The following is a 17,221-nucleotide window of genomic DNA, read 5'->3' on the forward strand; positions in this document are numbered from 1 at the left end:
TTCACAAAATGGTCGATAATTTCAGTGGCCCCTGAAAAAAATGGGGCCGAGATTATAAAAGAAAGGAACAACCCGCATTTTAGCGGGTTGTTCCTTTCTTTTAAATATTTTCTTGTTCGACCACCAATTGACTTTTACCAATTAACGCTTTGACATCAATACTTTCACCATTTTTACGTCGGTCTGCTAACTCAACTGAGGTGGTAAACAACAAGTCACTAGAAGAGTTCAACGCTGTTTCAATGGAATCTTGGACTACGCCGACGATAAAGCCAACGCCGACGACTTGCATGGCAATATCATTGGAAATGCCAAACAAACTACATGCAAGCGGAATTAACAACAAGGAACCACCAGCAATTCCTGAAGCCCCACAAGCAGAAACAGCGGCGATGATACTCAACAATAATGCTAAATAGATTGGCACGGACATGCCTAATGTGTGGACTGCCGCCAATGTCATAATGGTAATCGTAATGGCTGCGCCGCCCATATTAATCGTTGCGCCCAGCGGAATAGAGACCGCATAAGATTCTTCATTTAAATCCATTGCTTTCGCCAATTCCATATTAATGGGAATATTGGCCGCAGAACTGCGTGTAAAGAATGCGGGAATCGCACTTTCCTTTAATACAAAAAAGACTAACGGATACGGATTTTGCCGAATATTCCAAAAAACAATCGCTGGATAAACGACTAAAGCAACCACGGCCATCGTACCAATTAACAATAATAGTAACTGACCATACTTGGCTAACCCTGCAATGCCTGTTGTTGCCACCGAATGAAACACCAAACCTAGAATTCCAATTGGTGCAATGCCGATAATCATTTGAACGACCGTGGTAATCCCTGTTGAAAGATTGGCAATCACATCCTTGGTAGCGACCGAACTTTGACGTAACCCAATACCGATTAATGAGGACCAAAATAAAACAGATAAATAATTGCCTTCAATCATCGCTTGAATCGGATTTTGGACAACGCTTGTTAACACATTGCTTAAAACATCACTAAGTTGCGTTGGGGCTGCTTGCGCTTCCTGCGCCGCCTCCAAAACAATCTTAACGGGAAACAGATAGCTTGCCGTCACGGCAACAACAGCTGCCAAAAATGTCGCTAACAGATACACAACTAAAATTGATCCAACATATGTTTTCGCCCCAGCCTTTTGTTGGGCTAGCGACGCAATAATTAAGACAAAAACTAAAATCGGCGCAATTGCTTTTAAGGCGCCCACAAACAATTCACCAAGAACGCTGATGAAGGTCCATTCTGGCACCAAGAAACCCAAGGTGGTTCCAATCACAATCCCTATCATGATTTTTTGAATTAACGATAATTTCCGAATCGCTTTGACCATTCACTTCACGCTCCTTTAAAATAAAATACAGTTTGGGACATACTACCATAATTATTAAGATAAAAAAAGAGTGTTTCTCAAAAAACTTTCATTTTTCGAGAAACACTTGGTCAACTCATCAATTTCGTCTATTTTTCTGAAGACTTTTCCGCTGAATGTTCTTTGTTTTTATGGTGATGGTGGTGATGACTTTGTTTAGAATACAAGTAGGATTTTGCTACGACCGAAATAAACATAGCCATAATCCCCAAGCCCACTGTAGCATAAACCATGGTGAAAATTTTTCCCAAGTCAGTAACTGGATGCACATCTCCATAACCAATCGTGGTTAACGTCATGAAACTTAAATATAACGAATCTAATGGCGACAATTTTTCCACTGTTGAATAAAAAATAGTCCCACTCAACAACGTGGTTGCCAGTAAAAAGAACAAGGCACGAGTGTCTTCTTTTTTTAAGATACCTAAAAAAGATGAAAATAATTTTTTGACAGAAATAAGTAAAGATAGCAAAAAAATGACCTCTTTCTATTGTTAATCTCTTCTTAACGTTAGCACTTTTTAGATAAAGTTCAACTTTTTAATTGGTGTGGTTAAAGAAAATTTATTTTTTTGTTATTTATAATACACTTCATCTAAAAACAACCCTTGTGCAGGAGCCGTTTCACCTGCGCCTTCTCGGACTTTTGTTGCGAATAATTCGTCAATTATCGCTAATTCTTTGGTGCCTGCACCAATTTCTAAAAGTGTCCCAACGAGGATGCGGACCATTTTATGCAAGAAACCATTACCCACAAAAGTGAACTGTAACATTTCGCCGTTTCTTTCAATCGTAATCTTTTCAATCGTTCGAGTAGTCGATTTTTTGGTTTTTTTCAATGCTGAAAAACCAATAAAATCATGGGTCCCTATTAATTTTTGGCAAGCTTGTTCCATTTTTTCTTGATCCAACGCTTTGGGAAAGTGAAAACTATGATACCGTTCAAAGGCATTAGGAATTGGGCTATTCCAAACATAGTAGCTGTATTGTTTGCCTGTGGCGTTATAACGTGCATGAAAACGTTCAGGCATTTCTGTAACTTCTTTAACAACAATATCGCCAGGTAAATATCGATTTAAAAAGGATAACATTTCGGTTGTTGTTAGTGAACTAGTCGTTTTAAAATTCGCTACTTGACCACGTGCATGTGTGCCGGCATCCGTTCTGCCTGAGCCAATAATTTCAATCGGTTCACCTGTCATTTGTGTTAAAATACTTTCAATTTTCCCTTGAATCGTTTTCTCTGAATTGCCTAGTCGTTGCCAACCTGAGTATCTTTTACCATCATATTCAATGGTTAATTTTATGTTGCGCATGGGCGAAGCTCCTTCGTATTCTTTTTCTCTCTTATCATAGCAGAAATAGGTGGATTTTTCTTCTTTTCCAAGAATAAAACACCTCTTTTCCATAGAAAAGAGGTGTTTTATTTAGTTTAATCCTGCAATTTTCAATTCTTCAACATTCGCTGCTTTAGCATTTTCAGTCACTACGGCTTTAAATGTCACTTGGTCGCCCTCTTTTAAGAATAGCGCCAGCGGACTGTTATTAGTCGTTACGCTAAAAATGGTTTTTTCATCTTCTAGTAAAAATGAAACTACCGTTTGCGCTTCCCCAGCTACTACTGAGACACGAGCTACTTTACCTTGCATCGTTTTCAAGTTGGCTTTGTCTGTATTTTCATTGTTACTTCCTTTGGTTACTAACTCAATTCGATAAGCGTCTAATGCGCCTTGTGCCGTGTCTGCATCAATCACAATATCATTATCTACGGCGTTTATATAGACATATTTTTTGAAAATCCCTTTACTGTCCATTAACGAAACAATCCACGTTGGCACGCCATCAATGTTATAAAGGACTGGCATACTAGCTTTCCATTTCTTTTCTGGATAAATTTTTGAGGCGATAGAAATGGCGCCATCACTATCCATAATGCCGACTTTAGTATCACGATAATACGTAACTTGACCTGTTCGGGCATTGATTAAGGAGTAACCTAAAGCGGAATCTTGGTCTTTTTCACTACTTGTAAAGTCCGTAAAATAAAGCAACTGGTTCCCTTCCTTGTTCATCATCGGCGTAATTTGTCCTGATGCATAAATACCATTTTCAGTTGGAATTTTAACATCTTTTTTGGCACCAAACATTGTCTGGTTCCACCAGCCTTGACTGTAACGACCAAAGAATTCATTTAAGCTATTCGCCGCTGAGCTAGTAATCGGCGCATCAACGAAACTTGGGGCTTTTTGACTGTCATAAACGTTAACTTCTCCTGTTGTAGCATTCAATACTGCCGTTTTAAATTCATTATAGTGCATGCGACCAGAAACCCCATACTCTTTGTAAAGCGTTTGAATATAGTAAGGATTCCCTTGGTCATCCAGCTCTAAATTGATTGTGCCAGTTGCTGCATAACCTGGATAAGCGGAATAAATTTTTCGTGCGGCATCTTTGCCAAAGTAAGCTGAAGGAGTATAAACAATTGGTTTTTCTACAAATTCTGGCTGTGCGTTGATATCTGTTGCACTAATGATGAAATAGCCAGGTACTTCCCCCAGTTTTAGCCATTTAAAGAAGCCATTAAATTCGACTGTTGCTACATAAACATACTCGCCATTGACAACTTGTGCCGTTATACCATCCAAAGTAAACATATTGGAATTGGGAATGACAGAAAATTTCTGTAACATTTTTCGTTTCGCCGTTTGTGGTGCAATCGCAATGGGTGTTTCTTTCGCCGAAGTTAAAACTTCAGCTTTTTCTTCCGTTTTTAAAGGAATCGTTTGATAAATTTCATCAATAGAAGAAATTCTGGTAATACTACTGACAATGGTCAACAAAATCATTGCCAAAACGGCAACACCCAAAATTTTGCCAGACCAGTCTTTGTTAGCCGTTTTGTTGGTATTCTTCCCTACTTCTTTGCGGCCCTTTTGGATACCAGGAACTTCGACTTTACTAGCTAAGCGTGTACTTAATAACACCCCACTAGCAATCACTGCGCCAATCAGATTAATCCATAACACGGTTGAAAGATTTTTACTTGGCAAAGTCACAAATAAAAAGATACCTAACAAGAGCAATTCAATCGCCATTAATAGAATGGTCCCCTTACTCTTTTTCCCTTTATTCGCTACAATTTTGGCGCCATTCGCAACTAAGATCCCGATACCAAAAAATAACGTTAACCCAATAAAATTAAAAAACATTCACTTGCCCTCCTCATAGATAAGTAAAAAAAGTGCTCCCACGCATTGTAGAAGCACTTCCTGTGATCCATTCTATTATAACGTTTTCTATTTTTACTGACAATATCGTTGAAGCAAAATCAGTCGGAAGGCTTAGAGTTCTGAAGAACGTTTATTTCTCTGGCTGAATATAAGGAACGATAGGTACGGTCACGCCAATTGAAGCACCACGAACAAAAGGTTCATTTTGTAAGGCTTTGAAATTTTTGGTTTGTCCGGTGAGCATGACTCCCCAAATAGGTAATTTTTCGACTTTTTTATTTTTATTTTGTTGGATAAACTTTTGGCCTTCTTGGTTGTCAGCAAACAACGGGGATTTTTCTAAGGTTTCAAAAAAGTGTTGCTTGTCGTTTTCAGGATCAAATATTTCGTTGTGATCGTCCATGCTTAATTGAAAACCATAAGGCAGCGTACCAGAAGGACCTTCTTTTTCATTAACCGTTTCGGAGTATACATAGAGCCAAACTAAGTTGACATTGCTCGGTAACATTTTGCGGACTTCTTCATATGGATAAGGTTTATCAAAAGAAATCGCCACTTCCGCTACTTGGTTTTCCATTTTATCTAATTCACTTAACTCGTTTTTGATACCACCATAGTAATTGGTAATCGCTGGGTTATAAAAAGATGCTACTTTCTGCTTGGTTTGTCGGTTGTATTCATAAAAATTCTTAGAAGAATAATAGCTACCAGGATAGACTTCATTCCAGTCAATCGAATTTCTGAAAAAGCTATATCTGCTACGTAAATTACTCCACTCCACCGTGTAACCATCAATATTTTTTGAACGATTGGTCACAACTTCGCCCCCAAAAGGCGAACTATTAGCAATTACCTGGGAATCTAATTGAGTGTTTGGTGAAGCAATCATTTCTTGATCATTAATTACTTCTAGTAGGGTATGATAGTTTTTCGTCGAAAGTTTATCCATTCCCACAAAAAAACCGACAAACAATACAGCAAAACTAACAACGGTTATGGCACCAATCACGATAAATTGTTTTCTTTTCGCTTTACGAATACTTTTTTTTAAATCCACTTCTATTCCTCCAGTTCTTTTTTTAATTTTTGACGTGTGCGATACAATTTTTTGCGAACATTTTCAACAGATAATTCTAAAATCAACGCAATCTCGGCATACGATAATTGATAATAATATTTCAAAAGTAATAGTTCTTGTTCCTCATCTTTTAAGGAATCGATCAATAATAATAACTCTTGCCCTTCCATTTTTTCTATTGATTGTACAGGATGGCTGTTTGCCACAAAAGTGCGTTCTCGTTTCTTTTTTCGATACATCGTAATGTAGTAATTAAATGTTACTCGGAAAAACCACGGGCGTAGATTTTCTGATGTAATTTCAGGTAATATTGAAAAAATCGTTGTATATGTTTGCGACACTGCATCTTGTGCATCTTCAAGACTTGCTCCTCGGCGAATCAAGACTTGGATGACTTCTTGCCCCAAAGAAAATAGTACTTCGTCAAAATTTGCCTCCTTTTTCATCTGATTGCTCCTTTCACTTATACAACGTTTCAACTAGGGAAAAAGTGGACAGTCCTTCGCTCATTATTTTTATGTATTTTTTCTTTCAATAAAAAATGCTCCTGCTTAAGCAGAAGCATTTTTGTTTTTGCTTATTTATCATTTTCCAATGACTAATCTTCGTGTATAAACGGCTTGCCCAGAATGCATCACTGCATCATCAATCGCTGAAACTAAACGCACTTGTCTAGTCACCGGTGGGGTCCAATTTTTATCAATCACGTCTGACAATTGTTCTTCTTTGATTTGGTCTAAATAGCTTTTGGTAAGTGCCACACTGGCAGCCAAATAGTCACTAAGCAATTGCTTTTCTGTCACCACGACTTTCGCCGCTTCCTCTGGTGTGTGATGCCAGTCTTCTGTTTCATCTGGCAAATCCAAGGCAAATTTTTCTGTCCAGTGTTGGCTAAGCCATAACGGTTCACTATGATTAAGTGCGGAAATTTGTAGGTCTAATTCTCTGGCTGTGTGCCACATCAGCTAAGTAACAGACTTGATTAATGGTGCGGGCATCGTGTTTGCTTCGGCAACGGTCATTTGCGCAAGTGTTTCTTCAAAACGTTCATGCGCTCGGTCAAGGGTTTCACTAGAAAGTTGAGTGACTTTCATAAAAATACCTCCTTTGTGTTGGTGCCTGTTCTTTCGTTTCTATTTTCTATTATACTGCAAAAGAATCCGTTGTAGTTCTTTTTTGGCTGCGGTATCTGCGGAAAGGGTAAAGATCACTTTCTTTCTTCAAAAATAACACTTCCCTAAGTAAAAAAGAATTGACAATTCTCTTAGTTTCCCTTAGTATGTGGAAAAGTACCTTTAAGATAGTCCGAGAGGCTAACAAGGCAAAGTTCTGTAAAATTCTGTATTTTTGTATAGTGAATGATACGAGATGTCTTGCCCTTTTTTTGTGTGCAAGGCTTTTTTTGCGCGGTGCTTAATCAATTTATTTGGGAGGCAACAAAGTGGAAAAGAAAAAACGTGAAGTGAAAGGTATCTCATTTACCAAAAAAATGGTGATTTCATTGGTGGGAGGATTAATCGTTGGGCTCGGCTTTTTATTTTTAAGAGAGCACCTTATTCGCAGCAATCAAGGCGCTGTGTGGCAGACAATCAATCAGATTCTTTTCCAAGATATTTCAGATCCTGAAAAAGGACAATCTGCGATTGGGCTTTTCTATATTATTGGTCAACTATTTATCAACGGCCTACAATTAGTGATTGTGCCGATGGTCTTTACTTCAATTACTTTAGCCATTTGTCATATTACCGATACGCAAAAATTAGGACGAATTTCTTATAAAACAATTTTTGGCTTTTTATCGATGTCACTGATTGCTCTATTAACGGCTGGAATTGTGGGCTATAGCGTATATTTAACTGGCGCTTTTAATGTGTCGTTATCTGAAACGCTAGCTCCTGTCGAAGTAAGTACGAGCGGCAACCCATTAATGGTGATTGTCAATGCTGTCACGAAAAATATCGGTTCTGCATTTAGCGACAATGGTGCGATTTTAGCCGTTGTTGTGTTGGCAGTGATTACTGGTTTATGTATTAATGCATTAGGAGATAAAATTCGTGTTTTCAAAAAATTAATTGAAGAAGTCAATGCGATGGTCACGTTATTTTTAACCTTTGTAATTACTAAATTTGCTCCTATTGCCGTCTTTATGTTGTTAGTTCGGACGTTTGCTTCTTACGGGATTGATTATTTAAAACCAGCGTTAGTCTACGTCGTAACCACGACAGCGACGCTCTTAGCCTTTTTGATGATCGGTTACCCATTATTTATCTTATTTGCGACAAAACTAAATCCTGTTCCTTTTATTAAAAAGATTATGAAAGTTGTGGTCTTTGGATTTTCTACTTCTTCTTCGGCAGCCACTTTACCGTTAAATACAAAAACAACGGTTGAAGAGTTAGGTGTCGACAGCGATGTTGCCGCCTTTGTCTTGCCGTTAGGAATGACTATTAATATGAACGGCACAGCGATTATGCAAGTAATTGCGGCTATTTTTGTGGCGGGCGTAGCTGGTTATGAAGTGACACCAGCTAATATTGCCTTGATTGCCATTTTAGCTTTAATGTCATCCATTGGTACACCGGCTGCACCTGGTGCTGGCGGGATTATCCTTTTCACTATTTTAACTGGTTTAAACTATAACAATGAGATTGCGATTGCGACGTATTCATTGATTTTAGCCATTAATCGTCCAATCGAAATGCTCGTTACTAGCCTAAACGTGGTTGGTGATAGCGCCACTGCGATTTATGTTGCACATTCGGAAGATTTGTTGGATGAAGCCACTTATCTGACTGATGTCGCTGACTTGCAAAATGCGGAAGCGGAGTAATTAATGAAAAAGCAGACTTCTTGTATGGAAGTCTGCTTTTTTCGTTATTGTTATTTTGAATATATTCATTAAAAAATAACTTTTTTAAATAAAAATTCTAGTTATTAATATACGCAACAGCACTACCGCTACCAAACTTAATTCCTGGCAAACATTTTTTATACAAATTGAGCTCTTTTAATGTGTCTTTTCTACTTGATAAAGCTTGGAATGCATAACGAGTCAATCCATTCTCAAATATTTTTGATTCTGAATACTTTGAAGAAACTTTGTATGCAGCAACAACAGCATTGTCCGCTCCAGTGTTAACGGCAATAATATAGCGAATACGGTGTATTTTATCACGACCAATTACCCAGTTACCCAAGGTCCGCGATTTCAAGTTATTAACATCACGTAATGTATCATCTAATGGATACTCTTTCGTTTCATCCTTACTAAGGCGAAAAGCATCTCTTACTTTCACCGCTAGAATCAACTCATCTGTTGCTATTTCACTTATTGACATAGGTTGAAAACCAAAACATTCTTCAATGTCTTCCACTAACATAGCTTTAGAACCATGCCCTTTTACTAAGTTTGTCAACGGTAGCCTTTGAATAAGCCGTGCATAATTAATCAACGCATTTTCACTTGCAAAAGCCTCAGCTTCAGATAATCCATAACTAAGTATATAGCTTAGTACTTGCATCCCCAATGCATTTATCTCTTGAATCGTTTTTATTTTTAATGTTCCCGCTGTTTCATCGTTTTTTAATAAATTTGATTGTCGCAACAAATTTAGCGCAGCTTGTCGATGAGCAAAAACACGATTATCTTTCCCTTTACCAATATAAAAAGGTTGGTTGTTTCTTGGATCAACCAAACAGTATACATAATAAATATGCTGATTATCTTTTTGTAACTTATTTAGTGTTGGGGCAGAAAACTTATCTAACATCTATTTTGACTCCTTCTTTCTAAATTTCCGCTTCTTAAACACCGCCCCTACTTATGATAAGGTTCCCCTTTCATAATCCGAAAACCGCGATAAATTTGTTCCACTAATACCAAACGCATTAACTGATGTGGATAAGTCAAGCGGCCAAAAGAAATTTGTTGGTTACTTCGCTGAAGGACTGAATCACTGAGACCTAAGGAGCCACCAATGACAAACGTTAGGTTACTTTTGCCACTAATCCCTAATTGTTCAATTTCTTTTGAAAATTCTTCACTAGATAATTGTTTGCCATTAATGGCTAAAACAAAGACGTATTCGTTGTCATTAATTTTTCCCAAAATACGTTGGCCTTCTTTTTCTTTGACTTGAAGCATTTCAGCGTCACTGAGTTTTTCCGGGGCTTTTTCATCTGGGACTTCAATGATTTCCATCTTGGCATAGCTATTTAAACGTTTTAGATATTCATTAATGCCTTGAATCAGGTATTTTTCTTTCAGTTTTCCGACTGTTACTAGTTTAATTTTCACCTATTCCACTACTTTCTCGTTTTCTCTTCTTTCTTATTTTAGCACGAAGTTTGGCTACTTTCCACAACGTTTCCACATACTTATACACATATACACAGAGTTATCCACAGAAGAAACTAAAAAATTACTTTATTTAACAGCTTTTTCAATACAAACACATATTCGCCACTGATTTGTCCACATTATCCACATTCTGTGGATAACTTTCCTGAAAACTGTACACAGAGTTATTCCCGATTTGTTCACATTTTTCTGTGTATAACTTTTTCATTCGTATTTTTTCTGTAATTTTTCCCTAAGTTGTTCATAAAAAATTCAAAGCTATTCGATAGACTAAAGGAGTAGGAAACAGATATACTTAATATAGAAAATTCAGATGCACTTATTGGGAGGTTATTTTATGCAACGAAAAGATGTTACACCTAATTCAGATAAAAAAAGTTTATTGCAAAAATTTGGGATTGGTTTAGCTGGCGGCTTACTTGGTGGCGCCCTTATTCTAGGAGGCGCTTATTCTGGGATTATTCCCACACCCAACGGCGGAAATAATGCGGCGACGACGACGTCCACTAATCACGGTGATACAAAAGTCAGCAATGTGAGTTACAATGTTTCTAGCGATGTCACAAAAGCCGTGAAAAAAGTTCAAAATTCTGTGGTTTCTGTCATTAATATGCAAAGTGCTAGCAACAATTCTTCGGCTGATGATCCTTTTGGGGGATTGTTCGGTGGGAATGAAGGTACTCAAGACTCTTCCGGCAACAATGGTAACGATTTAGAAGCAGCCAGTGAAGGTAGTGGGGTTATTTATAAGAAAGATGGTAAAACGGCTTATGTCGTGACAAATAACCACGTCGTAGATAAAGCACAAGGATTGGAAGTTGTTTTATCTGATGGTACCAAAGTGAAAGGCGAATTAGTCGGAACCGATGCTTACACGGATTTAGCCGTGATTAAAATTTCTTCCGACAAAGTTGATCAAGTCGCTGAGTTTGGGAATTCTAGTAAAATCACAGTCGGTGAGCCTGCTATTGCAATTGGTTCCCCTCTAGGTTCTGATTATGCTAACTCTGTCACACAAGGAATCATCTCTTCTGTGAATAGAAATATTACCAATAAAAACGAGTCTGGTGAAACCATCAATATTAATGCCATTCAAACCGATGCTGCCATCAATCCAGGAAACTCTGGTGGTCCACTAATCAATATTGAAGGACAAGTCATTGGCATTAACTCAGTAAAAATTGTGCAATCAACTAGTCAAGTGAGCGTTGAAGGGATGGGCTTTGCCATTCCAAGTAATGACGTAGTCAACATTATCAACCAATTAGAAAAAGATGGTAAAGTGACACGGCCAGCTCTTGGGATTACGATGTCTGATTTAACAGGTATCTCTTCACAAAAACAAGAACAAATTTTAAAAATTCCAGCTTCTGTAAAAACTGGCGTAGTGGTTCGTGGTGTTGAAGCAGCGACCCCTGCTGAAAAGGCTGGATTGGAAAAATACGATGTTATCACGAAAGTTGACGGCCAAGACGTAAGCTCTACTACAGATTTACAAAGCGCGCTTTACAAGAAAAAAGTTGGCGACAAAATGGAAGTGACTTATTATCGTGGTTCTAAAGAAATGAAAGCAACCATCGATTTAACCATTGATAAATCAGCTTTAACACAACAAAATAATCGCAGCAATCAATAAAAGAAAGAAACGACCTGTTGTTTGAACAACAGGTCGTTTCTTTCTTTTATTCTCCTACCGCAAATGCAGAACCAACTTCTGCATCAAAAGGCAATTCTAAGATTCCTTTTTTAGCTGGTGCATTTGGTAAACGTAATTCTTTTGCTGAACAAATCATTCCAAAACTTTCTTCCCCACGTAAAACCCCTGGCCAAATCATTAAACCATCAGGCATCATTGCGCCTGGTTTGGCCACAACTACTTTTTGTCCTGCTTTGATGTTCGGTGCGCCACAAACAATTTGTAAGATTTCGCCGTTGTCTACTTCTGTTTGTGTGATAGATAAATGATCTGAATCTGGGTGTTTTTTACATGATTTGACAAAGCCGACCACAATTTTAGGGGTGTCGTCTTTTTCAAGAGTTTCTGAAAATCCCGCATCTTTAATCGCTGTATTGACTTTTTCGATTTGTTCGTCTGTTAAAGTCACTTGGCCGGTACCATTAATGTCACCTAGAAGCGCTGAAGCATTGAAAATATTCCAAGCTACCACTGTTTCTGGTGCCTCAACTAAAATTACACGTGCCACATCGCCGACACGTTTTACTTGGTTTTCCGCACCTTGATCGTCCGCAACGATGACAAGTAAGACATCGCCAACGTGTTCTTTGTTATATGCAAAAATCATTTTTGTTCCTCCTCTGTCGTTTTCCTGTCTTATCTTATCAAAAATTGACCCATTGTGCATACTTTTTTGTCGAAAAACTAAAAGACTTGGAAAATATGTCGCTACGACTTATTCTCCAAGTCCTCAATTTTGAGTGACAAGCCGCTGATCCTTTGAAAAAACAAAAGAAACGTAGGGTCAACTCTCTATTCAATCAATAACTTTTTTTACTTATTTTTCTTCAGAGTGAACAATTAAGACATCGCAAGGGGCTTGGCGAATAATGTAGCTACTGACGCTTCCCATGACCACACGTTCGACTGCGTTTAATCCTGATTGTCCCACCATAATTAAATCAACATTGTATTTTTCAGGTAATTCATGACTCATGACTTCTTTGGGTGAACCAAACATGGTAACTGTTTCAACATTATGAAAATCAACGCTTTCAGCATACTTTTTACAATCGGCCATTAATTCTTCCGCAGCGGCTGTTTCTTGATCAATTAATTGATCATTTAAAGTCGAATACCCCATCATTGTATACACTTGATTTTCTAAAATATTTGCAACAATGACTCGGCTTCCGTTTCGACGAGCAACCTCAATTGCACGTTCATAAGCTAAATTGGCTTGATCACTACCGTCTACGCCGACAAGAATATTTTTATACATTTGTTCTTCCATTTTCGTCACCTTCCCGATGGAGGCTGATCTAAAAGGCTTCTTTGACTAAGAAACTAGAGTCAAAAATAAATTTAGGACCCTTGCGCAGAACGCCCTTTTGTCCAGCTGATTCTCTCTTAATTTAATGGTTCCTCTGGTTCATGAAAATTAGCCTAAGCTAGTTAAAAATGCACTGATTTCTTCTTTTGTTTTTCGATCTTTATTTACTAAGCGTCCTAACTCTTGACCGTTTTCAATTACGACAAAACTCGGAATACCAAAAATATTCCACTCGGCAGCCACGTCAATAAACTGATCACGGTCGACTTCGATAAATTGAAACGCTGGAAATGCTTCTTCAATTTCAGGCATGACTGGTTTAATGAAACGACAGTCTCCGCACCAATCAGCAGTAAAGAAGAAAACATTTTTACCTTTTTCAACATAAGTTGCTAGTTCTTCTAATGAATTAGGATAAATCATTTAAACATCCTCTACTTTCCGTAAACAATTGTATTAACTGTTGATTTATCCAAGCCACGTAATGCTTGTAACAACATTTCCCGCGCTGCTTCATAATCCGCAATACTAAACATTGTTTGATGCGTATGGATGTAACGACCACAAACGCCGATGACTGTACTTGGTACACCGTTATTAGTTGTGTGCGCAGCCCCAGCATCCGTTCCGCCTTTAGAAACAAAATATTGATACGGAATATTGTGTGTCGCTGCTGTATCTAATAAGTATTCACGTAAGCGAGGCAATGTGATCAAACCTGGGTCGAAAATCCGTAATAACGTTCCTTCACCTAAATGACCATATGTCCCTTTTTTCGTGTGAATATCATCTGCCGCTGAACAATCCACCGCAAAGAAGATATCTGGATTAAATTTATGAACAGATGGTTTAGAACCACGTAAACCGACTTCTTCTTGTACGTTTGCTCCAGCAATTAATGTGTGGCCTAATTCTTCATTTTGTAACGTTTCCAATGCATCTAATACCAACGTACAACCATAGCGGTTATCCCATGATTTACTGATAATATTTTTGCCATTGGCTGTTTTAATCGTTTCTGTTTGTGGAACAATAGAATCCCCTGGACGAACACCAAAGCTTTCAGCTTCTTCTTTTGAAGAGAATCCTGCATCAAATAACACATCAGAGACTTCTAATTGTTTTTGACCACTCGTACCACGCAACAAGTGTGGCGGAATAGATGAAGAAATACATGGATAGTTCCCTTTACTTGTTTTTAACGTAAAACGTTGTGCTGAAACAACATAGGGATTCCAGCCACCTAAAGGAACCACTTGGAATAAACCATTATCGTTAATTTGAGTTAACATGAAGCCAACTTCGTCCATGTGAGCTGCTACCATTACGCGTGGCGCTGCTTCCACTTTTGAACGTTTAATCCCAAAAATACCACCTAAACCATCATATTGAACATCGTCCACTAACGGGGTGATATGTTCTTTCATGTACGCGCGAATATCGTCTTCAAATCCGCTGGTTCCTTGTAATTCAGTTAATTCCTTGATTCGTTGAAATGTTTTTTCTTCCATAGATGTATGTCCTATTGCTTTTGATTTGTTGGAAATTACGCCAACCAAGCGTCACTTTTTCTCTAAAAAGTCACTTTATCCTGTCGATAAAAATAGGTACTCCTTTCATATGATTTCACTCTTATTATAACGCAAATACTAGAAAATGCACATCGCTTTCTCTTTTTAAACGTGACAATGAGAATGCCCTAAAAGAATGATTGAAAAACTTTTTTTATTTCTCAGCGGCCCCTTCTCTATGGTAAAATAAGAGTGATACTGACAAAAGTAATAGTAAGCAGAAACCGACCAAGGGAGGTCATACAAATGAACGAAGAAAATGAGTTGACATACTTTAAAGGCGGCTTAGCGCTAGGTGTTGGTCTTGGTTTAGTAGGCGGCATTGCCTCAACCTTGTTCTACCATAAGAAAAAAACAATCTCCGCTGATCTCGTCTTAGAAAATGTAAAAGCTGCTTTTTTAAAAGAAGGACCGATTGAAGGTTCGTGGATTGAGTTTGAGAAAAAGCCCTTGCGGAAATTCGCCATCCACTCCAAAACGTATACTGGAGGAATTTGCCGCATTGAAGACGACGGCATTGTTCAATACGAATTCACTGCAGATGCCTACACAGGAACTGTCATTGACATCCAACGATTAAAAGATTAAAAAGATTGTTACAAAAGCACTTATTTGCTTTTGTAACAATCTTTTTTTCTTCTCATTTGTTTTTTGTAAAAGGGATGTTTATTTTATGTCAAAAAAATCAAATCAATGATGAATAAATACTCAAAAATCGAATGTTTTCTGCATGGAAATCACCTTAAATCTCTACTTATCAACGTTTGTCCACTTTTTTCATAAAAAAGATTAGACATTTTTTAAAAATTGATAAAAGAATAATCATTTCTAACGATTTTTTAATTTCTCCTTTTCATTTTTACATTATACTGAGAGTATTGCTAAAAATGAAAAGGAGCGTGTCAAATGAAGAAATCTGTTTTATTTACTTCATTACTTGTATTATCAAGCTTAGCTTTAGCGGCCTGCGGCGGTGGCAGTGACGATAAAGGAGCTAGCAACGGCGGCAGCGACAACCAAGTATACACAATGGTTGAATCCCAAGAAATGCCTAGTGCCGATCCGTCCCTTGCGACAGATGAAGTGAGTTTTACCACTTTAAATAATGTCTACGAAGGAATCTATCGTTTAGATAAAGACAACAAACCCGCGCCTGCTGGTGCAGCCGAAAAAGCGACTGTTTCAGAAGACGGTTTAGTTTACAAAGTTAAATTACGTGAAGAATCAAAATGGTCTGATGGCAAACCAGTTACTGCTGCAGATTACGTTTACGGTTGGCAACGAACAGTGGATCCTGCCACTGCTTCAGAATATGCCTACATGTTTGAACCAGTAAAAAATGCTGAAAAAATTTCTAAAGGGGAACTACCTAAAGAAGAATTGGGCATTAAAGCAATCAATGATCATGAATTAGAAATCACTCTAGAAACAGCAACTCCATATTTTGACGATTTATTGGCTTTCCCTTCTTTCTTGCCGCAACGTCAAGATATCGTTGAACGTTTTGGTAAAGATTATACAAAGAGTAGCGATAAAGCAGTCTACAATGGTCCGTTTACGCTAACTGAGTTTGATGGTCCCGGAACAGATACTAAATGGTCTCTAACTAAAAATGAAGAATATTGGGACAAAGAGACTGTCAAGTTAGATAAAGTCGCTATCAACGTGGTGAAAGAAGCCCCAACTGCCTTAAATCTTTATGAAACTGGTGAAGTGGATGATACGTATTTATCTGGCGAACTGGCCCAACAAATGCAAAACTCGCCTGACTTGGTCCAATTAAAAGCCGCTTCTTCTTTCTATTTAGAAATGAATCAAGCAGATGAAAAATCACCATTGACCAACGCAAACTTACGTCGTGCTATGTCTTATGCCATCGATCGCGATTCATTAGCTAAAAACATTTTAGCCAATGGCTCTCTTCCTTCACAAGGCTTCGTTCCTGTGGATGTCGCGAAATCACCAAAAACGGGTGAAGACTTTGTTAAAGAAGCTGGTAGCGACAAATTAGTCAAATACGACAAGAAAAAAGCTGTGGAATACTGGAACAAAGCGAAACAAGAACTTGGTGTTTCCAACTTAACGGTTGATTTAATGGTAGACGACTCTGAAGGCGCTAAAAAAATGGGCGAATATCTTCAAGGATCACTATCTGATACTTTGGAAGGCTTAAAAGTAACTGTGACGCCTGTCCCAATGGCCGTTCGTTTAGATCGTACCTTAAAAGGGGACTTCCAAATCGCTGTTCGTGGTTGGAGTGCCGACTATTCAGACCCAATTAACTTCTTAGATTTATTAGAAAGCTCAACTTCTAATAACCGTGGACGTTACAGCAATCCTGAATACGATAAATTCATTGCTGCGTCCAAAACCACAGATGTTAACGACCCTGAAAAACGCTGGGAAGATCTAATCAACGCTGAAAAAACAGTAATTGCTGATATGGGTGTTGTGCCAATTTACCAAAAAGCAGAATCACACTTACGTGCACCAAACGTGAAAGAAATTATTTATCATCCAACCGGTGCTAAATACGACTTCAAGTGGGCGTATAAAGAATAAAGTAAAGGTC

General features: G+C 38.0%; 16 protein-coding genes and 1 pseudogene. 4 read left to right on the forward strand and 13 right to left on the reverse strand.

Going from position 1 to position 17,221, the window contains the following annotated elements:
• Window positions 1-100: 100 nt before the first annotated feature.
• The 7 genes and pseudogenes from sstT to gst all read right to left on the reverse strand — a co-directional run bounded on the left by sstT (window position 101) and on the right by gst (window position 6,804).
• Window positions 101-1,363 (reverse strand): serine/threonine transporter SstT, encoded by a 1,263-nt coding sequence (gene sstT / locus IGK70_RS12110; RefSeq protein WP_002359106.1) that lies wholly within the window; start codon window positions 1,361-1,363, stop codon window positions 101-103.
• Window positions 1,364-1,491: 128 nt separating this feature from the next.
• A complete protein-coding gene (locus IGK70_RS12115; RefSeq protein ID WP_002355036.1) occupies window positions 1,492-1,875 on the reverse strand; it encodes a potassium channel family protein in 384 nt (127 codons plus the stop codon).
• A gap of 102 nt (window positions 1,876-1,977) precedes the next feature.
• Window positions 1,978-2,718 carry a tRNA pseudouridine(38-40) synthase TruA gene (truA, locus tag IGK70_RS12120; RefSeq protein ID WP_002355033.1) on the reverse strand — a complete coding sequence of 247 codons (741 nt, stop codon included), beginning with the start codon at window positions 2,716-2,718 and terminating at the stop codon, window positions 1,978-1,980.
• 111 nt (window positions 2,719-2,829) lie between these two features.
• The gene (locus IGK70_RS12125; RefSeq protein WP_002391386.1) at window positions 2,830-4,611 is read right to left on the reverse strand and encodes a hypothetical protein; all 1,782 of its coding nucleotides are present in this window, start codon (window positions 4,609-4,611) and stop codon (window positions 2,830-2,832) included.
• A gap of 151 nt (window positions 4,612-4,762) precedes the next feature.
• Window positions 4,763-5,689 (reverse strand): anti-sigma factor, encoded by a 927-nt coding sequence (locus IGK70_RS12130; protein ID WP_033600620.1) that lies wholly within the window; start codon window positions 5,687-5,689, stop codon window positions 4,763-4,765.
• Window positions 5,690-5,691: 2 nt separating this feature from the next.
• Window positions 5,692-6,156 carry an RNA polymerase sigma factor gene (locus IGK70_RS12135; RefSeq protein WP_002383292.1) on the reverse strand — a complete coding sequence of 155 codons (465 nt, stop codon included), beginning with the start codon at window positions 6,154-6,156 and terminating at the stop codon, window positions 5,692-5,694.
• A 138-nt stretch (window positions 6,157-6,294) separates the two neighbouring features.
• Window positions 6,295-6,804: pseudogene (gene gst / locus IGK70_RS12140) on the reverse strand (DinB family glutathione transferase).
• A gap of 332 nt (window positions 6,805-7,136) precedes the next feature.
• Between gst and IGK70_RS12145 the strand changes: the two are divergent.
• Window positions 7,137-8,540: a dicarboxylate/amino acid:cation symporter gene (locus IGK70_RS12145; RefSeq protein ID WP_002387350.1), complete on the forward strand. Its 1,404-nt coding sequence runs from the start codon at window positions 7,137-7,139 to the stop codon at window positions 8,538-8,540.
• A gap of 97 nt (window positions 8,541-8,637) precedes the next feature.
• On the opposite strand, the gene IGK70_RS12150 is transcribed toward IGK70_RS12145, so the two are convergent.
• Both IGK70_RS12150 and rlmH read right to left on the reverse strand, forming a co-directional pair.
• Window positions 8,638-9,480, reverse strand: coding sequence for an LEM-3-like GIY-YIG domain-containing protein (locus tag IGK70_RS12150; protein ID WP_002381116.1), 843 nt, complete (start codon window positions 9,478-9,480; stop codon window positions 8,638-8,640).
• Window positions 9,481-9,527: 47 nt separating this feature from the next.
• On the reverse strand, window positions 9,528-10,007 hold the full coding sequence (gene rlmH, locus IGK70_RS12155; protein ID WP_002355021.1) for a 23S rRNA (pseudouridine(1915)-N(3))-methyltransferase RlmH: 480 nt from the start codon (window positions 10,005-10,007) through the stop codon (window positions 9,528-9,530).
• A gap of 400 nt (window positions 10,008-10,407) precedes the next feature.
• Between rlmH and IGK70_RS12160 the strand changes: the two genes are divergently transcribed.
• Complete coding sequence (locus tag IGK70_RS12160) at window positions 10,408-11,706, forward strand: S1C family serine protease (protein ID WP_010816808.1); 1,299 nt, start codon at window positions 10,408-10,410, stop codon at window positions 11,704-11,706.
• Between the two features lie 46 nt (window positions 11,707-11,752).
• Here IGK70_RS12160 and ytpR read toward each other — a convergent pair whose 3' ends face one another.
• From ytpR to pepA, 4 genes are all read right to left on the reverse strand, one after another.
• Window positions 11,753-12,373, reverse strand: coding sequence for a YtpR family tRNA-binding protein (ytpR, locus tag IGK70_RS12165; protein ID WP_104855983.1), 621 nt, complete (start codon window positions 12,371-12,373; stop codon window positions 11,753-11,755).
• A 210-nt stretch (window positions 12,374-12,583) separates the two neighbouring features.
• The gene (locus IGK70_RS12170) at window positions 12,584-13,039 is read right to left on the reverse strand and encodes a universal stress protein (RefSeq protein WP_002385249.1); all 456 of its coding nucleotides are present in this window, start codon (window positions 13,037-13,039) and stop codon (window positions 12,584-12,586) included.
• Window positions 13,040-13,186: 147 nt separating this feature from the next.
• Window positions 13,187-13,501: a thioredoxin family protein gene (locus tag IGK70_RS12175; protein ID WP_002355015.1), complete on the reverse strand. Its 315-nt coding sequence runs from the start codon at window positions 13,499-13,501 to the stop codon at window positions 13,187-13,189.
• An 11-nt stretch (window positions 13,502-13,512) separates the two neighbouring features.
• Window positions 13,513-14,589 carry a glutamyl aminopeptidase gene (pepA, locus tag IGK70_RS12180; protein WP_002355013.1) on the reverse strand — a complete coding sequence of 359 codons (1,077 nt, stop codon included), beginning with the start codon at window positions 14,587-14,589 and terminating at the stop codon, window positions 13,513-13,515.
• A 306-nt stretch (window positions 14,590-14,895) separates the two neighbouring features.
• Between pepA and IGK70_RS12185 the strand changes: the two genes are divergently transcribed.
• Both IGK70_RS12185 and IGK70_RS12190 read left to right on the forward strand, forming a co-directional pair.
• Window positions 14,896-15,237, forward strand: coding sequence for a PepSY domain-containing protein (locus tag IGK70_RS12185; RefSeq protein ID WP_002355012.1), 342 nt, complete (start codon window positions 14,896-14,898; stop codon window positions 15,235-15,237).
• A 318-nt stretch (window positions 15,238-15,555) separates the two neighbouring features.
• Window positions 15,556-17,211, forward strand: coding sequence for a peptide ABC transporter substrate-binding protein (locus IGK70_RS12190; RefSeq protein WP_002355011.1), 1,656 nt, complete (start codon window positions 15,556-15,558; stop codon window positions 17,209-17,211).
• Window positions 17,212-17,221: the final 10 nt, after the last annotated feature.

Origin of the sequence: Enterococcus sp. DIV0358, from assembly GCF_051713465.1 — a bacterium.
GTDB lineage: Bacteria > Bacillota > Bacilli > Lactobacillales > Enterococcaceae > Enterococcus > Enterococcus faecalis.

Coding starts and splice junctions, on each gene's coding strand:
- IGK70_RS12170 (WP_002385249.1), bottom strand. CDS start 13,039: ATGGAAGAACAAATGTATAAAAATATTCTTGTCGGCGTAGACGGTAGT.
- IGK70_RS12185 (WP_002355012.1), top strand. CDS start 14,896: ATGAACGAAGAAAATGAGTTGACATACTTTAAAGGCGGCTTAGCGCTA.
- IGK70_RS12175 (WP_002355015.1), bottom strand. CDS start 13,501: ATGATTTATCCTAATTCATTAGAAGAACTAGCAACTTATGTTGAAAAA.
- truA (WP_002355033.1), bottom strand. CDS start 2,718: ATGCGCAACATAAAATTAACCATTGAATATGATGGTAAAAGATACTCA.
- sstT (WP_002359106.1), bottom strand. CDS start 1,363: ATGGTCAAAGCGATTCGGAAATTATCGTTAATTCAAAAAATCATGATA.
- pepA (WP_002355013.1), bottom strand. CDS start 14,589: ATGGAAGAAAAAACATTTCAACGAATCAAGGAATTAACTGAATTACAA.
- ytpR (WP_104855983.1), bottom strand. CDS start 12,373: ATGATTTTTGCATATAACAAAGAACACGTTGGCGATGTCTTACTTGTC.
- IGK70_RS12150 (WP_002381116.1), bottom strand. CDS start 9,480: ATGTTAGATAAGTTTTCTGCCCCAACACTAAATAAGTTACAAAAAGAT.
- IGK70_RS12135 (WP_002383292.1), bottom strand. CDS start 6,156: ATGAAAAAGGAGGCAAATTTTGACGAAGTACTATTTTCTTTGGGGCAA.
- IGK70_RS12125 (WP_002391386.1), bottom strand. CDS start 4,611: ATGTTTTTTAATTTTATTGGGTTAACGTTATTTTTTGGTATCGGGATC.
- IGK70_RS12190 (WP_002355011.1), top strand. CDS start 15,556: ATGAAGAAATCTGTTTTATTTACTTCATTACTTGTATTATCAAGCTTA.
- IGK70_RS12160 (WP_010816808.1), top strand. CDS start 10,408: ATGCAACGAAAAGATGTTACACCTAATTCAGATAAAAAAAGTTTATTG.